21 protein-coding genes are annotated in these 21,352 nt (G+C 69.8%); 14 read left to right on the forward strand and 7 right to left on the reverse strand.

Features of this window, described 5'->3' with window-relative positions; all coding sequences use genetic code 11:
• Positions 1-47 precede the first annotated feature (47 nt).
• The 3 genes from GGR16_RS02755 to GGR16_RS02765 all read left to right on the forward strand — a co-directional run bounded on the left by GGR16_RS02755 (position 48) and on the right by GGR16_RS02765 (position 3,873).
• The gene (locus GGR16_RS02755; protein WP_183315648.1) at positions 48-1,304 is read left to right on the forward strand and encodes an O-antigen ligase family protein; all 1,257 of its coding nucleotides are present in this window, start codon (positions 48-50) and stop codon (positions 1,302-1,304) included.
• Complete coding sequence (gene gor, locus GGR16_RS02760; RefSeq protein WP_183315649.1) at positions 1,297-2,658, forward strand: glutathione-disulfide reductase; 1,362 nt, start codon at positions 1,297-1,299, stop codon at positions 2,656-2,658. The genes GGR16_RS02755 and gor overlap by 8 nt, the downstream gene beginning before the upstream one ends.
• A gap of 276 nt (positions 2,659-2,934) precedes the next feature.
• A complete protein-coding gene (locus tag GGR16_RS02765) occupies positions 2,935-3,873 on the forward strand; it encodes a hypothetical protein (RefSeq protein WP_183315650.1) in 939 nt (312 codons plus the stop codon).
• A gap of 66 nt (positions 3,874-3,939) precedes the next feature.
• Here the strand turns inward: GGR16_RS02765 and GGR16_RS02770 are convergent, their stop codons facing one another.
• Positions 3,940-5,142, reverse strand: coding sequence for an MFS transporter (locus tag GGR16_RS02770; RefSeq protein ID WP_019400727.1), 1,203 nt, complete (start codon positions 5,140-5,142; stop codon positions 3,940-3,942).
• Between the two features lie 144 nt (positions 5,143-5,286).
• Here GGR16_RS02770 and GGR16_RS02775 point away from each other — a divergent pair, with 144 nt between their 5' ends.
• From GGR16_RS02775 to GGR16_RS02785, 3 genes are all read left to right on the forward strand, one after another.
• Entirely contained in the window at positions 5,287-5,499 is a 213-nt protein-coding gene (locus GGR16_RS02775; protein WP_157672211.1) for a hypothetical protein, read from the forward strand.
• A complete protein-coding gene (locus tag GGR16_RS02780; protein ID WP_019400726.1) occupies positions 5,496-6,467 on the forward strand; it encodes a DMT family transporter in 972 nt (323 codons plus the stop codon). Before GGR16_RS02775 ends, GGR16_RS02780 begins: the two co-directional genes overlap by 4 nt.
• 69 nt (positions 6,468-6,536) lie before the next feature.
• On the forward strand, positions 6,537-7,922 hold the full coding sequence (locus GGR16_RS02785) for a class II 3-deoxy-7-phosphoheptulonate synthase (RefSeq protein ID WP_183315651.1): 1,386 nt from the start codon (positions 6,537-6,539) through the stop codon (positions 7,920-7,922).
• A 51-nt stretch (positions 7,923-7,973) separates the two neighbouring features.
• On the opposite strand, the gene GGR16_RS02790 is transcribed toward GGR16_RS02785, so the two are convergent.
• Positions 7,974-8,990: a zinc-binding alcohol dehydrogenase family protein gene (locus GGR16_RS02790; protein ID WP_183315652.1), complete on the reverse strand. Its 1,017-nt coding sequence runs from the start codon at positions 8,988-8,990 to the stop codon at positions 7,974-7,976.
• Positions 8,991-9,137: 147 nt separating this feature from the next.
• Here GGR16_RS02790 and GGR16_RS02795 point away from each other — a divergent pair, with 147 nt between their 5' ends.
• From GGR16_RS02795 to gltX, 5 genes are all read left to right on the forward strand, one after another.
• Positions 9,138-9,491, forward strand: a complete 354-nt coding sequence (locus GGR16_RS02795; RefSeq protein ID WP_183315653.1) for a winged helix-turn-helix transcriptional regulator — start codon at positions 9,138-9,140, stop codon at positions 9,489-9,491.
• Between the two features lie 71 nt (positions 9,492-9,562).
• Positions 9,563-9,907: a diacylglycerol kinase gene (locus GGR16_RS02800; protein WP_026014874.1), complete on the forward strand. Its 345-nt coding sequence runs from the start codon at positions 9,563-9,565 to the stop codon at positions 9,905-9,907.
• Between the two features lie 242 nt (positions 9,908-10,149).
• Complete coding sequence (locus tag GGR16_RS02805) at positions 10,150-10,944, forward strand: DODA-type extradiol aromatic ring-opening family dioxygenase (RefSeq protein WP_246372790.1); 795 nt, start codon at positions 10,150-10,152, stop codon at positions 10,942-10,944.
• Between the two features lie 99 nt (positions 10,945-11,043).
• Positions 11,044-12,786 carry an NAD+ synthase gene (locus GGR16_RS02810; protein ID WP_183315655.1) on the forward strand — a complete coding sequence of 581 codons (1,743 nt, stop codon included), beginning with the start codon at positions 11,044-11,046 and terminating at the stop codon, positions 12,784-12,786.
• Between the two features lie 283 nt (positions 12,787-13,069).
• Positions 13,070-14,410: a glutamate--tRNA ligase gene (gene gltX / locus GGR16_RS02815; protein ID WP_425486552.1), complete on the forward strand. Its 1,341-nt coding sequence runs from the start codon at positions 13,070-13,072 to the stop codon at positions 14,408-14,410.
• Between the two features lie 9 nt (positions 14,411-14,419).
• Here the strand turns inward: gltX and GGR16_RS02820 are convergent, their stop codons facing one another.
• The 4 genes from GGR16_RS02820 to GGR16_RS02835 all read right to left on the reverse strand — a co-directional run bounded on the left by GGR16_RS02820 (position 14,420) and on the right by GGR16_RS02835 (position 17,930).
• Positions 14,420-14,953, reverse strand: a complete 534-nt coding sequence (locus GGR16_RS02820) for an SRPBCC family protein (protein WP_183315656.1) — start codon at positions 14,951-14,953, stop codon at positions 14,420-14,422.
• On the reverse strand, positions 14,950-15,315 hold the full coding sequence (locus GGR16_RS02825) for an ArsR/SmtB family transcription factor (RefSeq protein ID WP_183315657.1): 366 nt from the start codon (positions 15,313-15,315) through the stop codon (positions 14,950-14,952). Before GGR16_RS02825 ends, GGR16_RS02820 begins: the two co-directional genes overlap by 4 nt.
• 806 nt (positions 15,316-16,121) lie before the next feature.
• Entirely contained in the window at positions 16,122-17,276 is a 1,155-nt protein-coding gene (locus GGR16_RS02830; RefSeq protein WP_053193806.1) for a DUF2865 domain-containing protein, read from the reverse strand.
• 141 nt (positions 17,277-17,417) lie between these two features.
• Positions 17,418-17,930: a MarR family winged helix-turn-helix transcriptional regulator gene (locus GGR16_RS02835; protein ID WP_183315658.1), complete on the reverse strand. Its 513-nt coding sequence runs from the start codon at positions 17,928-17,930 to the stop codon at positions 17,418-17,420.
• A gap of 257 nt (positions 17,931-18,187) precedes the next feature.
• Between GGR16_RS02835 and GGR16_RS02840 the strand changes: the two genes are divergently transcribed.
• The 3 genes from GGR16_RS02840 (at position 18,188) to GGR16_RS02850 (ending at position 20,703) form a co-directional block, all read left to right on the forward strand.
• On the forward strand, positions 18,188-19,198 hold the full coding sequence (locus tag GGR16_RS02840) for a fumarylacetoacetate hydrolase family protein (RefSeq protein WP_183315659.1): 1,011 nt from the start codon (positions 18,188-18,190) through the stop codon (positions 19,196-19,198).
• Positions 19,199-19,398: 200 nt separating this feature from the next.
• Complete coding sequence (locus GGR16_RS02845; RefSeq protein ID WP_183315660.1) at positions 19,399-19,791, forward strand: VOC family protein; 393 nt, start codon at positions 19,399-19,401, stop codon at positions 19,789-19,791.
• Positions 19,792-20,181: 390 nt separating this feature from the next.
• On the forward strand, positions 20,182-20,703 hold the full coding sequence (locus tag GGR16_RS02850; RefSeq protein ID WP_040403285.1) for a CreA family protein: 522 nt from the start codon (positions 20,182-20,184) through the stop codon (positions 20,701-20,703).
• A 36-nt stretch (positions 20,704-20,739) separates the two neighbouring features.
• On the opposite strand, the gene GGR16_RS02855 is transcribed toward GGR16_RS02850, so the two are convergent.
• Positions 20,740-21,072, reverse strand: a complete 333-nt coding sequence (locus GGR16_RS02855) for a hypothetical protein (RefSeq protein ID WP_183315661.1) — start codon at positions 21,070-21,072, stop codon at positions 20,740-20,742.
• Positions 21,073-21,352 lie beyond the last annotated feature (280 nt).

Consider the following 21,352-nt stretch of genomic DNA (forward strand, 5'->3'; position numbering starts at 1 on the left):
TTCTAAAGCCGGGACCGTCGCATCTTCGAATCCAGCGAGCGCCCTTCTTGCCTCTCGCCATGCCCGCCCTCAGCGCCGCGCCCTCCGTTCATGCCCGCCGGCTGGAGCTGGCGTCTCTCGTCATGCTGGCGCTGCTGCCGCTGGCGATGGCGCTCGCCAACCGCTCCGCGCCGCTCGTGGTCGGTGTCGCGGCGGTGCTCGCGCTCCTTGCCGCGCTCGCGGAGCCGCAGGGCCGGATGCGCCTTTTCCTCGCCTCGCGCGCGATGGCGCGTGCGCCGGCGTTCCTCGCCGTCTCCGCCTTCGTGGCCTATGCGGCGGCGAGCATGGCCTGGAGCGTCCTTCCCCGCGCCTCGCTCTTCACCTTTGGCGAGGCGCTGCTGCCCGCCTTCGCCGCAGCGGTGGCGGCCATCCTCCTGCCGCGCCGCGTGCCGGGCGCCGTCACGGCGCTGGCGGCCGCGGCCTTCGTGGTGGCCTGCCTGCTCGTCGTCGGCGATCTCGCCACCGGCCTTGCCGTGCGCCAGGAGCTCGGCCTGCGCGCCACGGGAGGCTTCGTCTTCAACCGCAGCATCATCACGCTGCTGATGCTCGCCTGGCCGCTCGGCCTCCTCTGGTGCGAGGGCGGGCGCCGGCTTTTCGCGGGCGCCGCTCTGGCCGCCCTGCTCCTCGTGCTGGCCGTCGGCGAATCGGGGGCGGCGCTGATGGGCGCCCTGTGCGGGGCGGGGGTCTTCGCCGTCGCGCTCCTCAGCCGGCGGGTCGCCATCGCCCTCGTCACGGCCGGGCTCCTGGCCTGTCTCGTCGTCGCTCCCTTCAAGGGCTCGCTCACGATGCAGCTGCCGGCCTCCTTCGTCGCGGTGGTGCAGCAGCGCGGCCACGCCGTCGAGCGCATCGCGCTGTGGCGCAGCTTCGAGGAGGTGGTCTGGCGCCGGCCGCTTCTCGGCACCGGCTTCGGCGCGAGCCCGCGCCTTGCCGACGATGCGGTCGCGCAGGAGGTGCCGGAAGACCTGCGCGAGATGCTGGCGATCGGGCATCCGCACGACGCCTTCCTGCAGATATGGGTCGAGCTCGGCGCCGTCGGTGCCGCGCTGGCTGCGCTCGTGATTGCGACCATGATGCGTGCGCTGGCGCACTTGCAGGGGCTGCGGCTGGCTGCTTCGCTCGCGCTCGTGGCCTCCGCCGCCGGCGTCATGCTCGTCGGGCACGGGGCCTGGCAGGGCTGGTGGATCGCGGCCGTGGGCGCCGCGGTCGTCTGGTTCCGGCGCCGTCCGGACAGGGCGGTGCCTTCCAAGGGGGTGGATCATGAGTGATTTCGACGTCGATCTCTTCGTGATCGGTGGGGGCTCCGGTGGCGTGCGCGCCGCGCGCATCGCCGCCGGCCACGGCGCCCGCGTCATGCTCGCCGAGGAAGACCGGATGGGCGGCACCTGCGTCATCCGCGGCTGCGTGCCCAAGAAGCTCCTCGTCTACGCCAGCCGCTTCGCTGCCGATTTCGAGGACGCGGCCGGCTATGGCTGGAGCGTGCCGAAGGCGGCGTTCGACTGGCCGACCCTGATCAAGAACAAGGATGCGGAGATCGCCCGGCTCGAGGGCATCTACCGCACCAATCTCACCAGGGCCGGCGTCGAGATCGTCGACAGCCGCGCCGTGATCGAGGATGCCCACACGGTGCGCGTCCTGAAGACCGGCGCGCGCATCCGCGCCCGCGTCATCCTCGTCGCCACCGGCGGGCGGGTGGTGAAGGTGCCGGCGGTGCCCGGCATCGAGCACGCGATCACCTCCAACGAGGCCTTCCATCTCGAGCGGCTGCCGGAGCGCATCGCCGTCGTCGGCGGCGGCTACATCGCCGTCGAGTTCGCGGGGATCTTCGCCGGCCTCGGCGTCGAGACCACCCAGATCCACCGCGGCGAGAAGCTGCTGCGCGGCTTCGACGAGGATCTGCGCGACGCGCTGGGCGAAGCCTATGCGCGGCGCGGCATCAGGCTCTGCCTCGAATGCGGCCTGACGAGCATCGAGAAGGTGGGCGGCGAGCTGCTCATCACCCTGACGGACGGGCGCGAGCTGCGCGTCGACCAGGTCATGATCGCGACCGGCCGCATGCCCAACACCGAGAGGCTCGGCCTCGAGGAGGCGGGCGTGGCGCTCGCCTCCAACGGCGCCATCGTGGTCGACGCCATGTCGCGCACCAACGTGCCGAGCATCTACGCCGTCGGCGACGTGACGGACCGGGTGAATCTCACCCCCGTCGCCATCCGCGAGGGCCACGCCTTCGCCGACACCGTCTTCGGCAACAGCCCGGGGAGCGTGGACCACAACGTCATCCCGACCGCCGTCTTCTCCACGCCCGAGATCGGCACCGTCGGCCTCGGCGAAGCCGACGCGCGCCAGCGCTACGGCAACGTCAGGATCTTCCGGTCCAGCTTCCGCGCCATGAAGGCGACCCTGTCCGGGCGCGAGGACCGGGTGCTGATGAAGATCGTCGTCGACGGCGACACCGACCGGGTGCTCGGCGTCCACATCCTGGGCGACGGCGCCGGCGAGATGATCCAGCTCGTCGGCATCGCCGTCACCATGGGCGCCACCAAGGCCGACTTCGACCGCACCATGGCCGTCCACCCGACGGCGGCGGAGGAACTCGTGACCATGCGCACGCCGGTGGCCTGAACGGAAGCCGTAAGCTCGATTCGCCTTCACCTGCGGGAAACGACACCCGCGCCTCGCCCGGCGACCGCAACGGGAAGGCGCTGGGCTGGGCTCTCCTGTTGCCGCGCGGAGATCCCTGCCTGAAGCTTTGTTGGCTCGCGTTCATGTACAATGCCATCAAGCGATATATTTCTGATAGTTATTGCCATGTCGATTTGAGTGACTATGATCCGGTGTTGCTGTTAAGCGATAATTGCGCAGTGCATATATTTTGTTTATTGGAATGGATTGGCTGACATGAATAACCGTATTGCTGGCATGGATGCCGCGGCAGCGAAGCGCCTCGGCAATGTCGTGGCGGAGTTCTCGGATCATGTGCGGCGAAGCGGCGGCGCGCCGGTTTTGCCGAGCGTCGTCCGGCAGCGCGTGCGCGAGGCCAGGGGGAGCCAGAATGGCCCGGTGCCTATGCGCCGGCCCGCAACCCCGGATCCGAGTGCCGGACAGGCGGAAACCTTGCTGGCTCCGGTGCAGCGAGCGGTGGAGCGCGGTCGCGACGCCCTCGGGCGTGCCGGCCCGGTCGTTGCGCCAGCGCTCGAACTGGCGGCCGCAAGCGCCTCTCATTGGGCGACGTCAGCCGAGGGAAATGTGAGCCTCGGTCGAGATTTCCTGAGCAACGAGCTGTGGCGCGGCTCCATCCGGCTGCCCGAAGCCCCTCAGAGCGAAGAGGCCGGCGCTTCCGGGCGTCTCGGCGAGTTGGCCGGTCGGGGTACCTACGCTGCCACGACAGCGGGGCGCGCAAAGCTGCTCTTCACATTGCTCGGCAATACGCCACTGTCCTCGGCAGCCGGCTATGCCTATGCGGTCGGCTGGGGCGTCAATGCGTTGTCCGGCGCGGCGAAGGCATGCGTGGATGTTTCGCAGGACCTGTCCCAGCGGGGTCTGCGGGGCGGGCTGCTGCTCACGCGTGACGCCTTCGCCCTGCTGTCCGCGGGTCTCAATCTGGCGGCGGCGGTCGAGAGTGGATATGCGCAGCGGGCTGCGGATGCCGGGGATGACGCAGGGGCCGTCGGGCATGCGCGCACGTCGGCCTTCCTGTGGGGCGGAGGTTCCCTGAGCGGCATCGCTTCGGGCGGGGCTCAGCTCCTGGCTGATTACATCGCGCCTGCACGACCGGCGCCGCGTGAAGCAGCTTCCACGGCGCCGGATGTCGAGGCGCAGCGGTTGCTCCCCACCTGAGCCGATCGGCGTAGGAGGGGACGTCCCGGCCTCTGGCCGGGGCGCCCCGCCGGTCGTCCAGGATCTTTACGGCACCGGATGATGCGCCGCCGTGCCGGGCGGTGCGTCCAGCGCCAGCTGCGCATCGGAGGGCGGGCGCTGCATCATGCGCCAGGCGACGAAGCCGGCGAGCATGGCGTGGATGGCGGCGTTGTGCACGAAGAGCATGACGTCGCCGACGAGCGTCATCAGCGTCGAGGCGACGATGGGCCCGACGATGCCGCCGACGCAATAGAGGAACAGGAGGGTGCTGGACAGGTGCACGGCCCCCTCCTGCGAGCGCCGGTCGTTGGCGTGGGCCGAGATCAGCGGGTAGATGACGGACGTGGTCAGGCCGAGCGCGAAGGCGAGCGCGTAGAGCACCGCCGTCTCGCCGCGCCCGACGATGACGAGCGCCACCTCGACGATGCAGGCGACGGCCGAGACGCCGAGGATGACGCCGCGCCGGTCGACGATGTCCGACAGCTTGCCGACGGGATAGGGCGCGGTGGCCGAGCCGAGGATCATGGCGGTCATGAAGCTGGCGACGACGCTGGCGCCGAGGTCGAGCCGCTCCACATAGGCGGGGGCGAGCGACCAGAAGCTGCCGTTGGCGAGGCCGACGAGCAGGATGCCGACGGCGCCGATCGGCGTCGTGCGGAAGAGCTCCAGGATGCGCAGCCGCCCCTTGGCCGGCAGCGGCGGGGCCTCGGCCCGCGTCATGGCGAGCGGCACGAGCGCCAGCATGAGGAAGGCGGAGGCGCCGGAGAACAGGCTGAAGGAGCGCGCGCTGTCGAGGCGCAGCAGCTGCTGGCCCGCGGCGGAGCCGGCAAAGTTGACGATGTTGTAGAGGCCGAGCATGCGGCCGCGGTTGCGGTCGTGCGCCTTGGCGTTGATCCAGGCCTCGACGATGGCGTAGAGCCCGGCGAAGCAGAAGCCGACGAGCCCGCGCAGCACCATCCAGACGAGCGGCGAGATGAAGATCGCGAAGCCGAGGCACGCCGCCGCCGCCACCGCGGCGAAGGCCGCGAAGGCGCGGATGTGCCCGGCCCGCCGCACGATGGCCGGCGTCACCCAGGTGCCGGCGAGCATGCCGCCGAAATAGACGGAGCCGATGACGCCGACCTCCGTCGGGGAGAAGCCCTCGAGCACCCCGCGCAGCGGCACCAGCGTGGTCAGAAGGCCGTTGCCGGCGATGAGGATGAAAACGGCGAGGAGAACCGGGGACAGGGCAACGATGGCGGTCGGCACGATCGGGTCCGGTGTTCGGGCGGGGCGCGTCGGCGCGCATCTCCAACCTTCGCCAAGAGAGGCGGGAAAGGAAAGTGCTTCGTCGGCGCTGCAGTCATTCAACCAGGGCAGGGCGTCCCGGGCCTTGCGGACCGTGACGGGCGGATGATCATCCTGCGCGAATGTGGCAGCGGACGGGCGACGATTGCCGCTGTCGCGCCGCATATCCTGCTGCGGACGGGCGCCGATTTTGCGCAAAATGCTTCGCCGATGCGCGATTCTCCCGCCCTGACGGCACGGAGGGTCGACGGGCGGGCCTGCCTTGGGCAGGCGGCCGCGACGCCGCGCCGGAGCGCAGAAAGCAATATCGCACCATGATCATCGGACTTCTGGCCGGGCTCGCCGCCGGCGCCGTGTGGGGGCTCGTCTTCGTCGGTCCGGCGGCGGTGATGCCCTATACCAGCCTCGACCTCACGGTCGCGCGCTATCTCGCCTTCGGCATCGGCTCGCTCCTCCTGATGCTGACGGTGCCGCGCTGCCGGGCGGGCATCGTGCCGCGGCGGGATGCCGGCGCCGGGCTCGTGCTCGGCCTCACCGGCTATGTCGTCTACTACCTTCTGGCCGCCGGCGCGGTGCAGCTTGCCGGGCCGGCCATCCCGCCGCTCGTCATCGGCTCGCTGCCGGTGGTGCTGGCGCTCGTCGGCAACTGGCGGGAGCGGACGGTGCGCTGGCGGGCGCTTGCGATGCCGCTCGGGCTGATCCTCGCCGGCCTTGCGCTCGTCAATGTCGCGACGCTCGCCGGGGCGGACAGCGCCGCCTCGCGCGCCGACGTCGTCCTCGGCTGCCTGTGCGCCCTCGGCGCCGTCGCCGTGTGGACGGTCTACGCCCTCGTCAACGCCCGCACCTCGCGGGCGCTCGCGGGGGACGGCGTCTATGCCTGGACGAGCCTGCAGGGCGTCGGCTCGCTCGTCGGCGTGCTGCCGCTCGTGCCGCTCCTCGCCATCGACGGCTGGTCGAGCGTGCCGCAGCTCGGCCTCCTCAATGCCGACGGCCTGCGTCTCGTCCTCTGGGCGGTCCTGCTCGGGCTGGTCAGCTCCTGGGTCGGCACGGTGCTCTGGATCATCGCGGCGCGGCGCCTGCCGGTGGCGCTCGCCGGGCAGCTCATCGTTTCCGAGACGGTCTTCGCCCTCGTCTACGGCTTCCTCTTCGAGGGCCGCTGGCCGACGCCCGGAGAGGTGGGCGGCGCCGGCCTCCTCATGCTCGGCGTCTTCGCGGCGGCGAGCGCCTTCCGCCGGGCGGAGGAGGGCAGCAAAGACGCTCGCCTTGTCGCGGACTGTCAGCTATAAGCGCCACCTCTGCTGTGGCACGATGGAGGGAGCCTGACGGCTTTCCCTGTACTGTTGGGAGTTGGTGAGATGACCGAGCGGTGGACGCCCGCGAGCTGGAGGAAGATGCCCATCCAGCAGGTGCCTGTCTATCCGGATGCCGATGCTCTTACGAGCGTCGAGCAGCAGCTTGCCGGTTTTCCGCCGCTCGTTTTTGCAGGTGAGGCCCGCCGGTTGAAGCGCGACCTCGCCAAGGTCGCGGCCGGCGAAGCCTTCCTCCTGCAGGGAGGCGACTGCGCCGAGAGCTTCGCCGAGCATTCCGCCGACAACATCCGCGATTTCTTCCGCCTGTTCCTGCAGATGGCGGTGGTGCTCACCTTCGCCGGCGCCTCGCCGGTGGTGAAGGTCGGCCGTGTCGCCGGCCAGTTCGCCAAGCCGCGCTCGGCGCCGACCGAGAAGGTGGGCGACACCGAGCTGCCGAGCTACCGCGGCGACATCATCAACGGCATCGAGTTCACGGAAGAAACCCGCACGCCGGACGCGCGCCGCCAGCTCATGGTCTACCGCCAGTCGGCGGCGACGCTGAACCTCCTGCGCGCCTTCGCCGGCGGCGGCTATGCCAACCTGCAGAACGCCCACCGCTGGATGCTCGGCTTCGTGAAGGACAGCCCCTCGTCGGGCCGCTACCAGGAGCTCGCCGGGCGCATCACCGAGGCGCTCGACTTCATGCGCGCCTGCGGCATCGACCCGGAGTCGCATCCCGAGATGCGCTCGACCGACTTCTACACCAGCCACGAGGCCCTGCTGCTCGGCTACGAGGAGGCGCTGACCCGCGTCGATTCCACCTCGGGCGACTGGTACGCCACCTCGGGCCATATGGTGTGGATCGGCGACCGCACGCGCCAGCCCGACCACGCGCATGTCGAATACTGCCGCGGCATCAGAAACCCGATCGGCCTCAAGTGCGGCCCCTCGCTGAAGGCCGACGAGCTGCTGCACCTCATCGACACGCTCAACCCCGACAACGAGGCGGGCCGCCTGACGCTGATCTGCCGCTTCGGCGCCGACAAGGTGCTGGAGCACCTGCCGGCCCTCGTCCGGGCGGTGAAGGAGAGCGGGCGCTCGGTCGTGTGGTCGTGCGACCCCATGCACGGCAACACGGTCAAGGCCGGCAACGGCTACAAGACCCGGCCCTTCGACCTCATCATGCGCGAGATCAAGGGCTTCTTCGACGTGCACCAGGCCGAGGGCACGCACGCCGGCGGCATTCACCTTGAGATGACGGGCAAGAACGTCACCGAATGCACCGGCGGCGCCCGCGCCCTGACGGACGAGGACCTGCACGACCGCTACCACACCCATTGCGACCCGCGCCTCAATGCGGAGCAGGCGCTCGAGGTGGCCTTCCTCGTCGCCGAGCGGCTGAAGCGCGAGCGCGCCGCGCGCATCGTGCCGCATGTCGAGGCGGCCGAGTAAGCTTCCCTTCGGGGAATGGAAAGGGCGGCCCTTGGGGCCGCCCTTCTCGTTTCAGGGCTGTTCCAGGACGATCTTGCCGATCGCGCGGCCGGATTCGATGAGCGCATGGGCCGCCCTCAGGTTGTCCGCCGTCAGCGGGCCGAAGCGCTCGCGCAGGGTGGTGGTGAGGAGACCCGCATCGACGAGTTCGGCGACTTCGTCGAGGAGGCGGTGCTGCGCTTCCATGTCGGGCGTGCGGAACATGGAGCGCGTGAACATCATCTCCCACAGGAAGGCGAGGCTCTTGCCCTTGAGGGCCATGATGTCGAGCGGCTTGGCGGGATCGTCGATGGCGCAGATGCGCCCCTGCGGGCGCAGGGCGGCGACGATCTCCGCCCAATGGTCATCCGTATTGGTCAGCGAGAAGACGTAATCGACCTCGCCGATGCCGATGCGCTTCAGCTCCTCGGACAGGGGCTGGCGATGGTCGATGACGTGATGCGCGCCGGCCTGCCGCACCCAGTCCTGCGTCTCGGTCCGCGAGGCGGTGCCGATGACGGTCAGCGACGTCAGCCGCCGCGCGAGCTGGACGGCGATGGAGCCGACGCCGCCGGCGGCGCCCACGATGAGCAGCGAACCTGCGCCCGGTGCCTTGCCGACCGGCACGGCGAGGCGGTCGAACAGCGCCTCCCAGGCGGTGATGGACGTGAGCGGCAGGGCCGCCGCCTCGGCGAAGGACAGGCTCTTCGGCTTGTGCCCGACGATGCGCTCGTCTACCGCCTGCAGTTCCGCATTGCTGCCCGGTCGGGTGATGTCGCCGGCATAGAACACCTCGTCGCCGGGCTTGAAGAGGCTGGCCTCGGGGCCGACCTTCTCCACGATGCCCGCCGCATCCCAGCCGAGGATCACCGGCGCCTCCGGCTTGCCCTGCCGGCGCATGCGGACTTTGGTGTCGACCGGGTTGACGGAAACCGCCTTCACCCGCACGAGGAGGTCGCGCGGGCCGATGGCCGGTTCCGGCGCCTCGAATGTGAACAGGGCCCTCGCGTCGTCGGCGGGCAGGGAGTCGACATAACCGATCGCCTTCATGATGATCTCCGGGTCAGGATTGCAGGCGGTGCCGGTGCGGCATCGCCGTCGCCGGAAATGTGGTTCTGTTCGAAGTCAAGGCCAAGAAGGCACAAGGTTGTCTCCTGGTATCAGGATTGATACCAGGCTATTCGCGGAGTGAAGGGAATGGCCAAGCGCCACGAGACATATGATTGCGCGCCCTCGTGTCCTGTCGAGGCGGCGCTTGAAATCATCGGCGCGAAGTGGAAGGGCGGCATCCTCTACAATCTCTGCGAGGGTGAAATCCGTTTCGGCGAGCTTCGCCGGCGGATGCCGAACGTCACCCAGCGCATCCTCTCGAAGGCGCTGCGCGAGCTCGAGGCCGACGGGGTGGTGCTGCGCACGGTCTATCCGACCAACCCGCCGCAGGTCGGCTACCGCTTCACGGCACGCGGCGAGGAGCTGCGCCCGATCGTCGAGGCTCTGGCCGTCTGGGGCAGCCCGCTCGCCTCGCCCGGCCAGGTGGACGCGGCCGCCTGAAGAGGCTCCCCATCGGGAACAGCCGGTTGCGGGCCGGCGTTGACGCCACGGGGGAATGCGGAGGCGATGCCGTGGCGTTCAAAAATTCCTGGAGCGGCCTCAAGGTCGCCTTCCGCAACGACCGCAACGTGCGCATTCTCGTCGCGGCGCTGCTGGCGGCGGTGCCGCTCTCCTTCGTCGTCGGCTTCTCGCCGCTCGTTTCCGCGGCGCTCATCTGCGTCGTCGTGCTGGCGCTCGCCGTCGAGCTCCTCAACACCTCGATCGAGGAGCTCGCCGACCACGTCACGCCTGAGCACAATCCCGACATCAAGCGCACCAAGGACTTCGCCTCGGCTGCCGTGTTCCTCACGCGACTGCTCGCCGCCTTCGTCTGGGGCGCGACGCTCGTCGAGCGTGCCGTCTTCGGCATCTGGTAGGCCAGCTCGCAAACCATGTCTTGCGCCGCTGCAACGGCGGCCGGCGGCCGGCGGGGCTATATTCAATCCCGACGGTCGGGGTTTCACCGCCGTCATGGCCGGGCTTGTCCCGGCCATCCACGCCTTGGACGTTGCTTAGTTAATCAAGGCGTGGATGCCCGCGACGAGCGCGGGCATGACGAGAGAGGAATGTCGTTCTCCGAGGCCGTCAGCAAAGAACAAAGATGCCCAAGGAGCCGCCGATGCCGGATGCCACCCTGATGCCGACGCTCTTCCTGTCGCACGGCGCGCCCAACCTCGTGCTGCACAACACCGAGGCGCACCGTTTCCTCAAGGCCTTCGGCGCCGCGCTGCCGCGCCCGCGCGCCATCCTGGTCGCGACGGCGCATTTCATGACATCCGCCCCGGCCCTGACGGCCGATGCCCGGCCCGAGACGATCTACGATTTCGGCAATTTCGAGCCGGAGCTGTTCCGGATGACCTACCCCGCGCCGGGCGACCCGGCGCTCGCGGCGCGGGCCGCGGCGCTCCTCGGCGAGGTGGGCCTCGCAGCTGGCACCGTGGAGGGCAGGGGCTTCGACCACGGCACCTGGGTGCCGCTCAAGCTGCTCTATCCCACGGCCGACATCCCCGTCGTGCAATTGTCCGTCCAGCCGCGCTCCGGGCCGGCCCATCACCTCGCCATGGGGCGCGCGCTCGCGCCGCTGCGCCGGGAGGGCGTGCTCATCGTCGGCTCCGGCGCGCTGACGCACAACCTGCACGAGCTGTTCGGGCGCGGCTATGCGCTCGATGCCCCGGCGCCCGACTGGGTCTCGTCCTTCGGCGAATGGATGCGTGCGGCGATCGAGGAGGGGCGCACCGATGATCTCGTCGACTATCGCCGCAAGGCCCCGTTCGGCCCCGAGAACCACCCGACGGAAGAACATCTCCTGCCGCTCTTCGTCGCCTTGGGGGCGGCCGGCGAGGCACGCGGAGAGCGCGTGCATGCGAGCGCGCAATACGGCGTCCTCATGATGGATGCCTATCGGTTCGGCTGAAGGACGGGTTCCGGAGGGGCGGCCCCGGTGCGTGCCGCGCATTCCCGGTTCCGCTTTGCCGCCGTTGCCGGGCGGGCCCGCCCGCGCTAAATCGAAGGCATGACGACACCGATCGACCGCTTCCGTCTCGCGCTCGCCCAGTTGAACCCCATCATGGGCGACATCGCGGCCAATCTCGCCATGGCGCGCAAGGCGCGCGCCGAGGCCGCCGCCCTCGGGGCGGATGTCGTGATGTTCACCGAGCTGTTCCTCGCCGGCTATCCGGCGGAGGATCTCGTGCTGCGCCCTGCCTTTCAGGACGCCTGCCGGCGGGCCTGCGAGGACCTGGCCCGCGACACCGCCGATGGCGGCCCCGCCGTCCTCATCGGCCTGCCGTGGAACGAGGACGGCAAGGTCTACAACGCCTATGCCGTGCTCGATGCCGGGGCTGTCGCCGCCGTGCGCTTCAAGGTGGACCTGCCCAACTACGGCGTCTTCGACGAGAAGCGCGTCTTCGCCGCAGGGCCCCTGCCGGGGCCGGTCAGCCTGCGCGGCCTGCGCCTCGGCCTGCCCATCTGCGAGGACATCTGGAGCGAGGAGGTGGTCGAGTGCCTGGCCGAGACGGGCAGCGAGATCCTGCTCGTGCCCAACGGCTCGCCCTATTGGCACGACAAGATGCTGGAGCGCTACAACATCGCCGCCGCCCGCGTCACCGAGACGGGCCTGCCGATGGCCTATCTCAACCAGGTCGGCGGCCAGGACGAACTCGTCTTCGACGGCGCCTCCTTCATCCTTAACGGCGATGCGAGCCTTGCCGGCCAGTTCAGGGCCTTTGCCGAGACGGTCGAGTTGACCGAGTGGCGGCGCGAGCCGCAGGGCTGGCGCTGCGTCGCCGCCCCGCGCGAGGTGGTGGAGGAGGGCGAGCAGGCCGATTATGCCGCCTGCGTGCTCGGCCTGCGCGACTATGTGGAGAAGAACGGCTTTCCCGGCGTCGTGCTCGGCCTGTCGGGCGGCATCGATTCCGCGCTCTGCGCCGCGATGGCGGTCGACGCGCTCGGCTCCGAGCGCGTCCACTGCATCATGCTGCCCTACCGCTACACCTCGAGCGAGAGCCTCGACGACGCGGCCGCCTGCGCCAAGGCGCTCAACGTGCGCTACGACATCCTGCCCATCGCCAGCGCGGTGGAGGGGCTGGAGGCGGCGCTCGCGCCGCTCTTCGTCGGCACGCCGCGCGGCGTGACCGAGGAGAACCTGCAGAGCCGGGCCCGCGGCACCATGCTCATGTCCATCTCCAACAAGTTCGGCGCCATGGTGGTGACGACGGGCAACAAGTCGGAGATGTCGACGGGCTATGCCACGCTCTACGGCGACATGAACGGCGGCTACAACCCGATCAAGGATCTCTACAAGACCGAGGTCTATCGCCTGTCCGCCCTGCGCAACGGCTGGAAGCCGAAGGGCGCGCTGGGGCCGGACGGCGAGGTGGTGCCCGCCAACATCCTCGTCAAGGCGCCGACGGCGGAGCTGCGCGAGGGGCAGAAGGATCAGGATTCGCTGCCGCCCTACGACGTTCTCGACGATATCCTGATCGGGCTCGTCGAGGAGGAGCTGCGCGTCGCCGAGATCGTGGCGCGCGGGCACGACGAGGCGACGGTGAAGAAGGTGGAGCGCCTGCTCTACCTCGCCGAATACAAGCGCCGGCAATCGGCCCCGGGCGTCAAGGTGACGCGCCGCAACTTCGGCCGCGACCGGCGCTACCCGATCGTCAACCGCTTCCGCGACACCGGCGCGCCGGCACACGTGCCGGAAGCGGGCATGGACCGGGCGAGGGGCGCCGCCCGCGCCGACGCCATCGATTTTTGAGGGGTAGGGACGGTCCGCGCCGGCAGCAGCATGGCCTCGGATCGTCATGGCCGGGCTCGTCATCGCAAGTCGGGCTCGCCCGACTTGCGAGATCCTAAAGGAGACGCAACGCGCCTGCGCGTTGCTGTTGCCATCCACGCTTCCCACGTCGCGCATCGTGTCAAGGCGTGGATGCCCGCGACGAGCGCGGGCATGACGATGGCGAAGGCCAATATTTGATATAAGCCACTTGTCCTGCCGTTCGCTTCGAGCATTGCGGCGGCAAGCCTATAAGGTCCATCTGATGCCCGCTCCCGTCGTCCGCTTCGCCCCTTCGCCCACCGGTCGCCTGCACATCGGCAACGCGCGCACGGCGCTGCTCAACTATCTCCTGGCGCGGCGCGAGGGGGGACGCTTCGTCCTGCGCCTCGACGACACCGATCTCGCGCGCTCGACGCGGGAATTCGCCGACGGCATCGTCGAGGACCTCGCCTGGCTCGGCATCGTGCCGGACCTCACCGTGCGCCAGTCGGAGCGCACGGCGCTCTACGACGCGGCGGTGGACAGGCTCATCGCCATGGGCCGCCTCTATCCCTGCTACGAGACGCCGGAGGAGCTTGAGCGGCGCCGCAAGCGCCAGCTCGGCCGCGGCCTGCCGCCGGTCTACGACCGGGCCGCGCTGCAGCTGACGGCGCAGGAGAAGGCGAAGCTGGAGGCCGAGGGGCGGCGGCCGCACTGGCGCTTCCTGCTCGAGCACCGCGTCGTCCGCTGGCACGACCTCGTGCGCGGCGACAGCCATGTCGACTGCGCCTCCCTGTCCGACCCCGTGCTGCGCCGCGAGGACGGCACCTATCTCTACACTTTGCCGTCCGTCGTCGATGATCTCGACCTCGGCATCACGCATGTGGTGCGCGGCGAGGACCATGTGACCAACACGGCGGTGCAGATCGAGATCATCGAGGCGCTCGGCGGCACCGTGCCGGCCTTCGGCCACCACAACCTGCTCACCACGGCGAGCGGGGAGGGGCTGTCGAAGCGCCTCGGCCATCTCTCGCTCAAGGGCCTGCGCGACGGCGGCCTCGAGCCGATGGCGATCGCGAGCCTTGCCGTGCTCGTCGGCTCCGCCGAGGCGGTCAGGCCCGTCGCCTCTCTCGACGATCTCGCGGGCCTTGCCGATCTCGGCCGCCTGTCGCATGCGCCGGCGAAGTTCGACGAGGCGGAGCTCGACGGCCTCAATGCCAGGCTGCTGCACGCGATGCCCTACGAAGACGCGCAGGCGCGGCTCGCGGCGCTCGGCGTCGGTGGCGGTGCGGCTTTCTGGGAGGCGGTGCGCGGCAACCTCGCCCGCCTGGCGGATGTCGCGACGTGGTGGGAGGTGGTCGCCGGCGAGATCGCGCCCGTCGTGACGGATGAGGCGCTCGTCGCCAAAGCGCGCGCGCTCCTGCCGGACGAGCCGTGGGACGGGGCGACCTGGAAGGGCTGGACGGATCAGGTGAAGGCCGAGACCGGCGCCAGGGGCCGGGCGCTTTTCATGCCCCTCAGGCAGGCGCTCACCGGTCTCGACCACGGGCCGGAACTCGCGGCGCTGCTGCCGCTCATCGGCCGGGACAAGGCGGCCGCGCGGCTCGAGGGCCGCACGGCCTGAGCGCGGCCCTCAGTCGGGCATCCGGCGATCGTAGTCCTGCTGCAGGCTCTGCCAGCGGTCCCAGAAGGGCTCCGGCTCCTCGCCCGAGGCGCGGGCGACCAGGATGTCGAGGTGCATGTGCCAGCCGGCGCTGACCTGGAGCAGGGTCGAGCGATCGGGCAGCCGGCGATGGGTCACGGTGAGCAGTACCGCCTCGTGCCGCGGCTCGAGCTCGAAGGTGACGTCGCCGGTGCCGTTCCAGGTGAAGGAGAGCCGGCGGGGCGGGTCGACCTCCGTGAGGCGGCTCTGCATCCGGTGCTCGTCCGAATAGCCGGACGGCCGCTGGCCTGGGGGATCCGTGAGTTCATCGTGGCGCCAGATGAACTCGAAGGGCGCGCCGACCTTCATCTCCATGTCTCCGGCCGCGAGCCAGCGGCGCCGCAGATCGCTCTCCGTGAGATAGGCCCAGATGCGTTCCACCGGGCCCGGCAGAAGGCGCTGGATCCTGAGCGTGGCGGATTCGGTCAGCACGCCATAGGCGTCGAGGGTGGCTTGCTCGGTCATTGTTCCTCTCCTTCGGGTGTGGGAGATCGGCTGGCGTCCTCCGCGCGCAGGAGCGCCTCGAGCACATCGAGACGTCCTGTCCAGAAGCGCTCGTAGAAGCTCAGCCAGTGATAGGCGCTGGCGAGCGGCCCCGGATCGAGGCGGCATACGTGCGTGCGGCCCCTGATCTCGCGCCGGATGAGCCCGGCAGTCTCCAGCGCCTTGATGTGTTTCGAGGCCGCTGCGAGCGAGATGGCGAAAGGCTCGGCAAGCTGGCCCACCGTGCGCTCGCCGCTGGCAAGCTCGCGCAGCATGTGCCGGCGCGTAGCATCGCCGAGGGCGTGGAAGACGGTGTCGAGCTGGGGCGTGTTTAATTCAACCATAAGGTTTAATATAGGGCGTGCGGATTAATTGTCAACCGACAGGTTGAATGACCTCGCGTGGCCGTCGAGCCGCTGGAGCATGCCTGCCCCCTTATTGGTATGTGTGCCTTGAAAAGTCGCGCAAATTCAAAGGCGTGGATGGCCGGGACGAGCCCGGCCAAGACGCTCCCGGCCAAGACGCTCCCGGCCAAGACACTCCGGCCAAGACACTCCCGGCCAAGATGCTCCGGCCAAGACGCTCCGGCCAAGACGCTCCGGCCGAGACGCTCCCGGCGCAACACCCCCGCCGTCATGGCCGCGCTCGTCGCGGCCATCCACGACTGCCCGCCCAAGCGCCAGCGTTGCGGCGTGGATGCCCGCGACGAGCGCGGGCATGACGGGGGAGCCGGTGGGAAGACAACGGCAATGCCGTACATTCGGTCCCGCCGCCCGAAAGCTGGCGGCATCCTCTCACGCATGCGGACAGCGCCCTTCAAGAACGGCGCAGGAGGTCACCCGGTCGGCAGAATAGGGCACGTGACCTTCGGTGTTGCCGGAGGGCGGCACATGCGGCTCCACGAGCGCACAGGCGCTGGAAGAGGCGTGCCCCCCCTTCTCGCCGTCATGGCCGCGCTTGTCGCGGCAATCCACGACTGTCCGCCCGGCGCCGGCGTTGCGGCGTGGATGCCCGCGACGAGCGCGGGCATGACGGACTGCCCCAAGACCGGACTGCCCCAAGACCGGACTGCGCCAAGACCGGACTGCCCCAAGACCGGGCAAGCCCCAAGGCCATACATGCCCCAAGGGCAGGGGCAGGGCAGGCCGCGCTACCTGTTCGGCGCCGGACCTTCGACCTTGGGCACGGCGACGACGTTCGGGGCGACGATGCGTACGCGGGTGCGCACGCCGTCCGGACGCGTGACGTCCTGGGTCGGGCCCTCGTGCTGGTCCACGGTCGGGCCGGCGTCCTCGATGGCGCCGGCGTCGATGCCCGAGGATTCGCTCGAGCCCGTGGGCAGGGCGCTCGCCGATTCGCCGACTTCCTCTTCCGCATCCGCCGGCTTCTTGGCGTCCTGCGCACGGCTGCGCTGCGGAGCCTCCTGCTTGGGCCGCGACAGTTCCTCGGCCTTCTCGGCCGTGACGATGAGGTCGCCCTTGCGGCCCTCGATCATCTGCTCGGCCCGCTGCAGCACCTGCGCCCAGGTCTCGTTCTGGCTCTTGCAGCTGCAGGCCGGGTCGAAGGTCTTCTTGTAGCGGCCGGCGTTGGGCATCGCCGTATAGGGCTGGCCGGACCAGCTCGCCGCCTGCTCGATGGCGCCGCCCTGCGGCATGAAATAGAGGTCCGTCGCCGCGCCGGGGCACATCGCCTGGCACATGCTGCGCCCGCCCTCACGCCCGCCGGGGCTCGCTCCGAGGGGGAAGAAATAGCCGTCGCAGGTGCGCACGCAGACGGCGCGCGAGCCGCCGAAGCGCTGGCCCTCGTCGAGGGGCACCTCGGTCATCTCGGGCACCGGCTCGTCCGGCGGCGGGCCGCCGCCGAACAGGCTTTCGAAGAAGCCGCGCGGGCGCCCGCCCGGCTGGCATTCACGGGCGTACATCGCCTGCAGCTGCCGGCGGCGCTGCTCGACGCCCGGCCCGCCGCCGAGGCGGTCGGCGGTGGCCAGCAGCTGCTCCAGGTTGCTCTCCATCTGCCGGATGCGGCCGGCGAGGCCGTTGCATTCCGGCGGCGGCGCATCGCCGAAGAACAGGAAGCGGCCGCGGCTGCAGCCGAGCTGGTCGAAATAGGCGCGCGTGCGGTCGAGCTCCTGCCGCTGGCGCCGTGCCGCCGTCTCATACTGGCGGGCGCGCGGATCGGGCCCCGCCTGCAGGGAGGCGAGCTCGGCCCGATAGCGGTCGCAGACCGGCGACTGCGCAAGCGCGGAGGAGGCGGCGACGACGAGGGCGACGGTCGCAAAGGCGAACTTCAGAGAGCGAGCAACCATCGATCCTTCTCGGGGCGGCAGGATAGCGGACGTGAGACCGGCGAATTAGGACAACGAGACATCGACCAAAGTGTGTCGCCGCGCCGTCTCGACCCATGCGGACGGCGGCGGGCACTCGTCAATGGCTTAGCCGAGCACGCCTCACTGATCAATCGCCGGCGGCTCCTCGTGCAGGGCGGCGCAGCGCTGCATGAGGTGCTCGATGACGCGGCCGAAGGCGGCGAGGTCCTCCTGCGGCACGCCGTCGGTCAGCCGCTCCGCGAAGCCGAGCGCGATCGGCACGATGGCGGCGTAGGTCTCGCGGCCCTCGCGCGACAGCGAGACGAAGGCCTCGCGCCGGTCCTCCTCGTTGGAGCGCCGGTCGATGAGGCCGCGCTCGTCGAGCGCGCTGATGGCGCGTGACACCTTCGTCTTGTGCATGCGGCTCTGGCGGCCGATGTCGCGCGCCGTCATCTCGTCGTATTCGCCGAGGGTGGCGATGACGCGCCATTCGGGAATGCCGAGCCCGAAGGTCTCGGCATAGCTCTCGGCCAGCGCCTCGGCCACCAGCTGGGCCACGACGTTGAGCCGGTAGGGCAGGAAGGTGGAGAGCGCGAGCCTGGCCTGCCTCGCAGGGGAGGCGGCGGCCGCCGGATCCGTCGATATCGGTTTCATGTGCTACAGGTCGTTGCCTCTTGCCGGTCGCCCGTCCGATGGACACCCGCGCAGGATACAGCGTTCGCCCGCTGCCTCTTTGCGCAGCCCGAAAGATCTAATGGATTTGATCGAATACCCGAGATGGCGTTGCCTGCAAAGATCGGCAATGCCCATGCAGGGCGAGAGATACGGCGCGCGCGGCGCCGAACCGGGTTAAGCTGCCCGTCCGAAAGGCCGTGCCGGCGACGGTTCTCGCCGGGGAGGAAACGAACCAGATGAAACTCGCTTCGCTCAAGCACGGCCGCGACGGCCGCCTCGTCGTGGTCTCGAAGGACCTCACCCGCGCCACCGATGCCTTCTTCATCGCGCCGACCCTGCAGGCGGCGCTCGACGACTGGGAGCGCCTCGCGCCGCGCCTCGCGGATCTCGCCGAGCAGCTCGAGCACGGGTCGGTGCCCGCCTTCCGCTTCCACGAGCATGATTGCGCCGCGCCGCTGCCGCGCGCCTTCCAGTGGGCGGACGGCTCGGCCTACGTCAATCACGTCGCGCTGGTGCGCCAGGCGCGCGGCGCCGAGATGCCGGCGTCGTTCTGGGAGGACCCGCTGATGTACCAGGGCGGCTCCGATGCGCTGCTCGGCCCGCGCGAGGCCATCGTGGCGGCCGACGAGGCTTCGGGCATCGATTTCGAGGCGGAGGTCGCCGTCGTCACGGGCGACGTGCCGATGGGCAGCGATGCGGCGGCGGCGCGCGGGCTCATCCGGCTCGTCATGCTCGCCAACGACGTCTCCCTGCGCGCCCTGGTGCCCGGGGAACTCGCCAAGGGCTTCGGCTTCTTCCAGTCGAAGCCCTCGTCCGCCTTCTCGCCGGTGGCCGTGACGCCGGACGAGCTCGGCCCGGCGTGGGACGGGGCGCGGCTGCATCTTGCCCTGTCCTCCTACGTCAACGGCAAGGCCTTCGGCAGCCCCGACGCCGGCGAGGACATGACCTTCGATTTTCCGACCCTGATCGCCCACGCCGCGAAGACGCGCCGCCTTGGCGCCGGCACCATCATCGGCTCGGGCACGGTCTCGAACCGGGACGCCGACGGCGGGCCGGGGCGCCCCGTCGCGGACGGCGGGCGCGGCTATTCCTGCATCGCCGAGCAGCGCATGGTGGAAACGATCCTCCGCGGCGAGGCGCATACGCCCTTCCTGCGCTTCGGCGATACCGTCCGCATCGAGATGCGCGACGCCGCCGGCCATTCGATCTTCGGGGCGATCGAGCAGGAGGTCCGCGCGCCGGATTGATCGCCCGGGGCACGATGCCACGCGCGCTCTTGGGGGGCTGCTCTCGGTTGTATCGGCGAAAGGGCGCGAGACCGTCGGCGGCGGACGCTCGTCTGCCGCCCGCGCCCGTGGCCGAGGCAAATCCGCAACCACGATCAAGCCGGGTGCGCTAGAACCTCCAGGCCGCCGGCGGCCAGCCGGACAACATGCGAGGAGGCGACATGCTGAGCCACGTCACGCTGGGGACATCCGACATCGAGCGCGCCAAGGGCTTCTATGACGCCGTGCTGGCGGTGCTCGACCTCGCGTGCCAGTTCGACGAGCGCGAGCACGGCTGGCTCGGCTATGCCGCCGGCCCGGAGAGCGTGCCGCAGTTCTGGATAGGACGGCCGATCGACGGCCAGGCGCCGAGCGTCGGCAACGGCGTCACGGTGGCCTTCGTCGCGCCCTCGCGCGCGGTGGTGGACACCTTCCACCACGCGGCGCTCGCGGCGGGCGCCCGCGACGAAGGGGCGCCCGGCCTCAGGCCGCACTATCATGCCGATTACTATGGGGCCTATATCCGCGACCTGGATGGCCACAAGATCTGTTGCGTCTGCCACGCACCGGCCTGAGGGGGAAAGAGCCTGAGCCGTGGCTGGGCGGGAAAGACGGTCGGCAGCGGCCGCGTCACCGCCAGCTGCTGGCCGGCGGAGCGCTGGTGCGGCACGAGCGCGAGGCCTGCGGCTGCAACGACGCTGGCGGCAAGGCAGAGCGCCCATTCCGTCCGCGCAACGCGTCGCGGCGCTATGACCTGAAACGTTCCCGTCATGCATGGCTCCCTGGTCGCTCGTATGCCGTGCAGCCCGTCCCCCACGCGCAGGGCTACCGTCATCGAGGCGCAAAATCAAATGAAATCAATAATTTAGATTTTTTCCGATGTGATGCTGCGATTGCGCCGGTGGAGGCTGGTGCGGGGCGGATGCGCTGCCCATATGATCCTGCAGTTCTCCAGGAGGGCATGCATGGCGTTTCGTCGGTTTCTCATGGCAGTCGCGGCGGGTGCGGCGGTGATCGTCGCGGCCGCGGTGCCGGCGCGCGCGGAAGGCCCCGACCTCATCTTCAAGAAATCGACCGTGTGGAAGATGCTGACGCCGGACGACAAGCTCGCCGTCTACGGCATCGACGACCCCGTGGCCGACGGTGTCGCCTGCCACTACACCTTGCCCGAGCGCGGCGGCGTCAAGGGCATGTTCGGCGTCGCCGAGGAGGTGTCGGACATCTCCCTGTCGTGCCGGCAGGTGGGGCCGATCAGCTTCAAGGGCAAGTTCGAGCAGGGCGAGGTCGTCTTCAGCGAGCGCCGCTCGCTCGTGTTCAAGCGCATGCAGATCGTGCGCGGCTGCGACGTCAAGCGCAACGTGCTCGTCTATCTCGTCTATTCCGACAGGATCATCGAGGGCTCGCCGAAGAACTCCACCTCGAGCGTGCCCATCATGCCCTGGGGCGACAGCGAGGCGCCGCGCTGCGCCGACTGGCTGAAGAGCTGAGGCCGGCCCGAAGTCTCGGGACGGCCGGCGTCGCGCTCAGGGCATGACCGAGCAGGTGATGGACACGGACGGGGCGCCGCGGCGGCTCGTCACGGCCACCTCTTCCTTCAGCGAGCCGGTCGCTTCCCTGCGGTCGATGAGGCCGAAATGCGTCGCCTTGGCATAGCCCTGCGCCGTGCACCAGGCCTGCGCCACGCCGGCCGCGCAGTCGTCGCCCGTCGCGAGGCATTCCGCGACGCCGTAGCCGTCGCTCGCCGGGATGATGAAGGTCGCCTCGTCCGCCGGCGACGCCGTCACGGCGGCGGGCAGGAGGAGGGCGAGCGCGATGAGGTGGGCGGCAAGACCGGTCAGGACGAAGGCGCGGCGCATGGGGGACGTGTCTGTTTCGGCGACGGTGGGTTGGGACGAGGCCCGAAGGCACTCTCCATGATGAAGCTGAACAAAGCCTGAAAGTTCCGTGGGGCGAGGTGCGCTGCCGCACATCGGGGTGCGGGCCGCGCATTCACGGCGGAGGTCTCTTGACGGATTCTCGCCGAAAAGGCAAACATCACGGTCATGACGACGGCCACCGCGATCATTCGCCCGATCATTATTTGCAGCTAGCGTTTCCGCTGGCTGGAGCCGTCCTGTTCTCTCGCAAAGATCGGAT

Source organism: Chelatococcus caeni (genome assembly GCF_014196925.1).
GTDB classification, from domain to species: domain Bacteria; phylum Pseudomonadota; class Alphaproteobacteria; order Rhizobiales; family Beijerinckiaceae; genus Chelatococcus_A; species Chelatococcus_A caeni.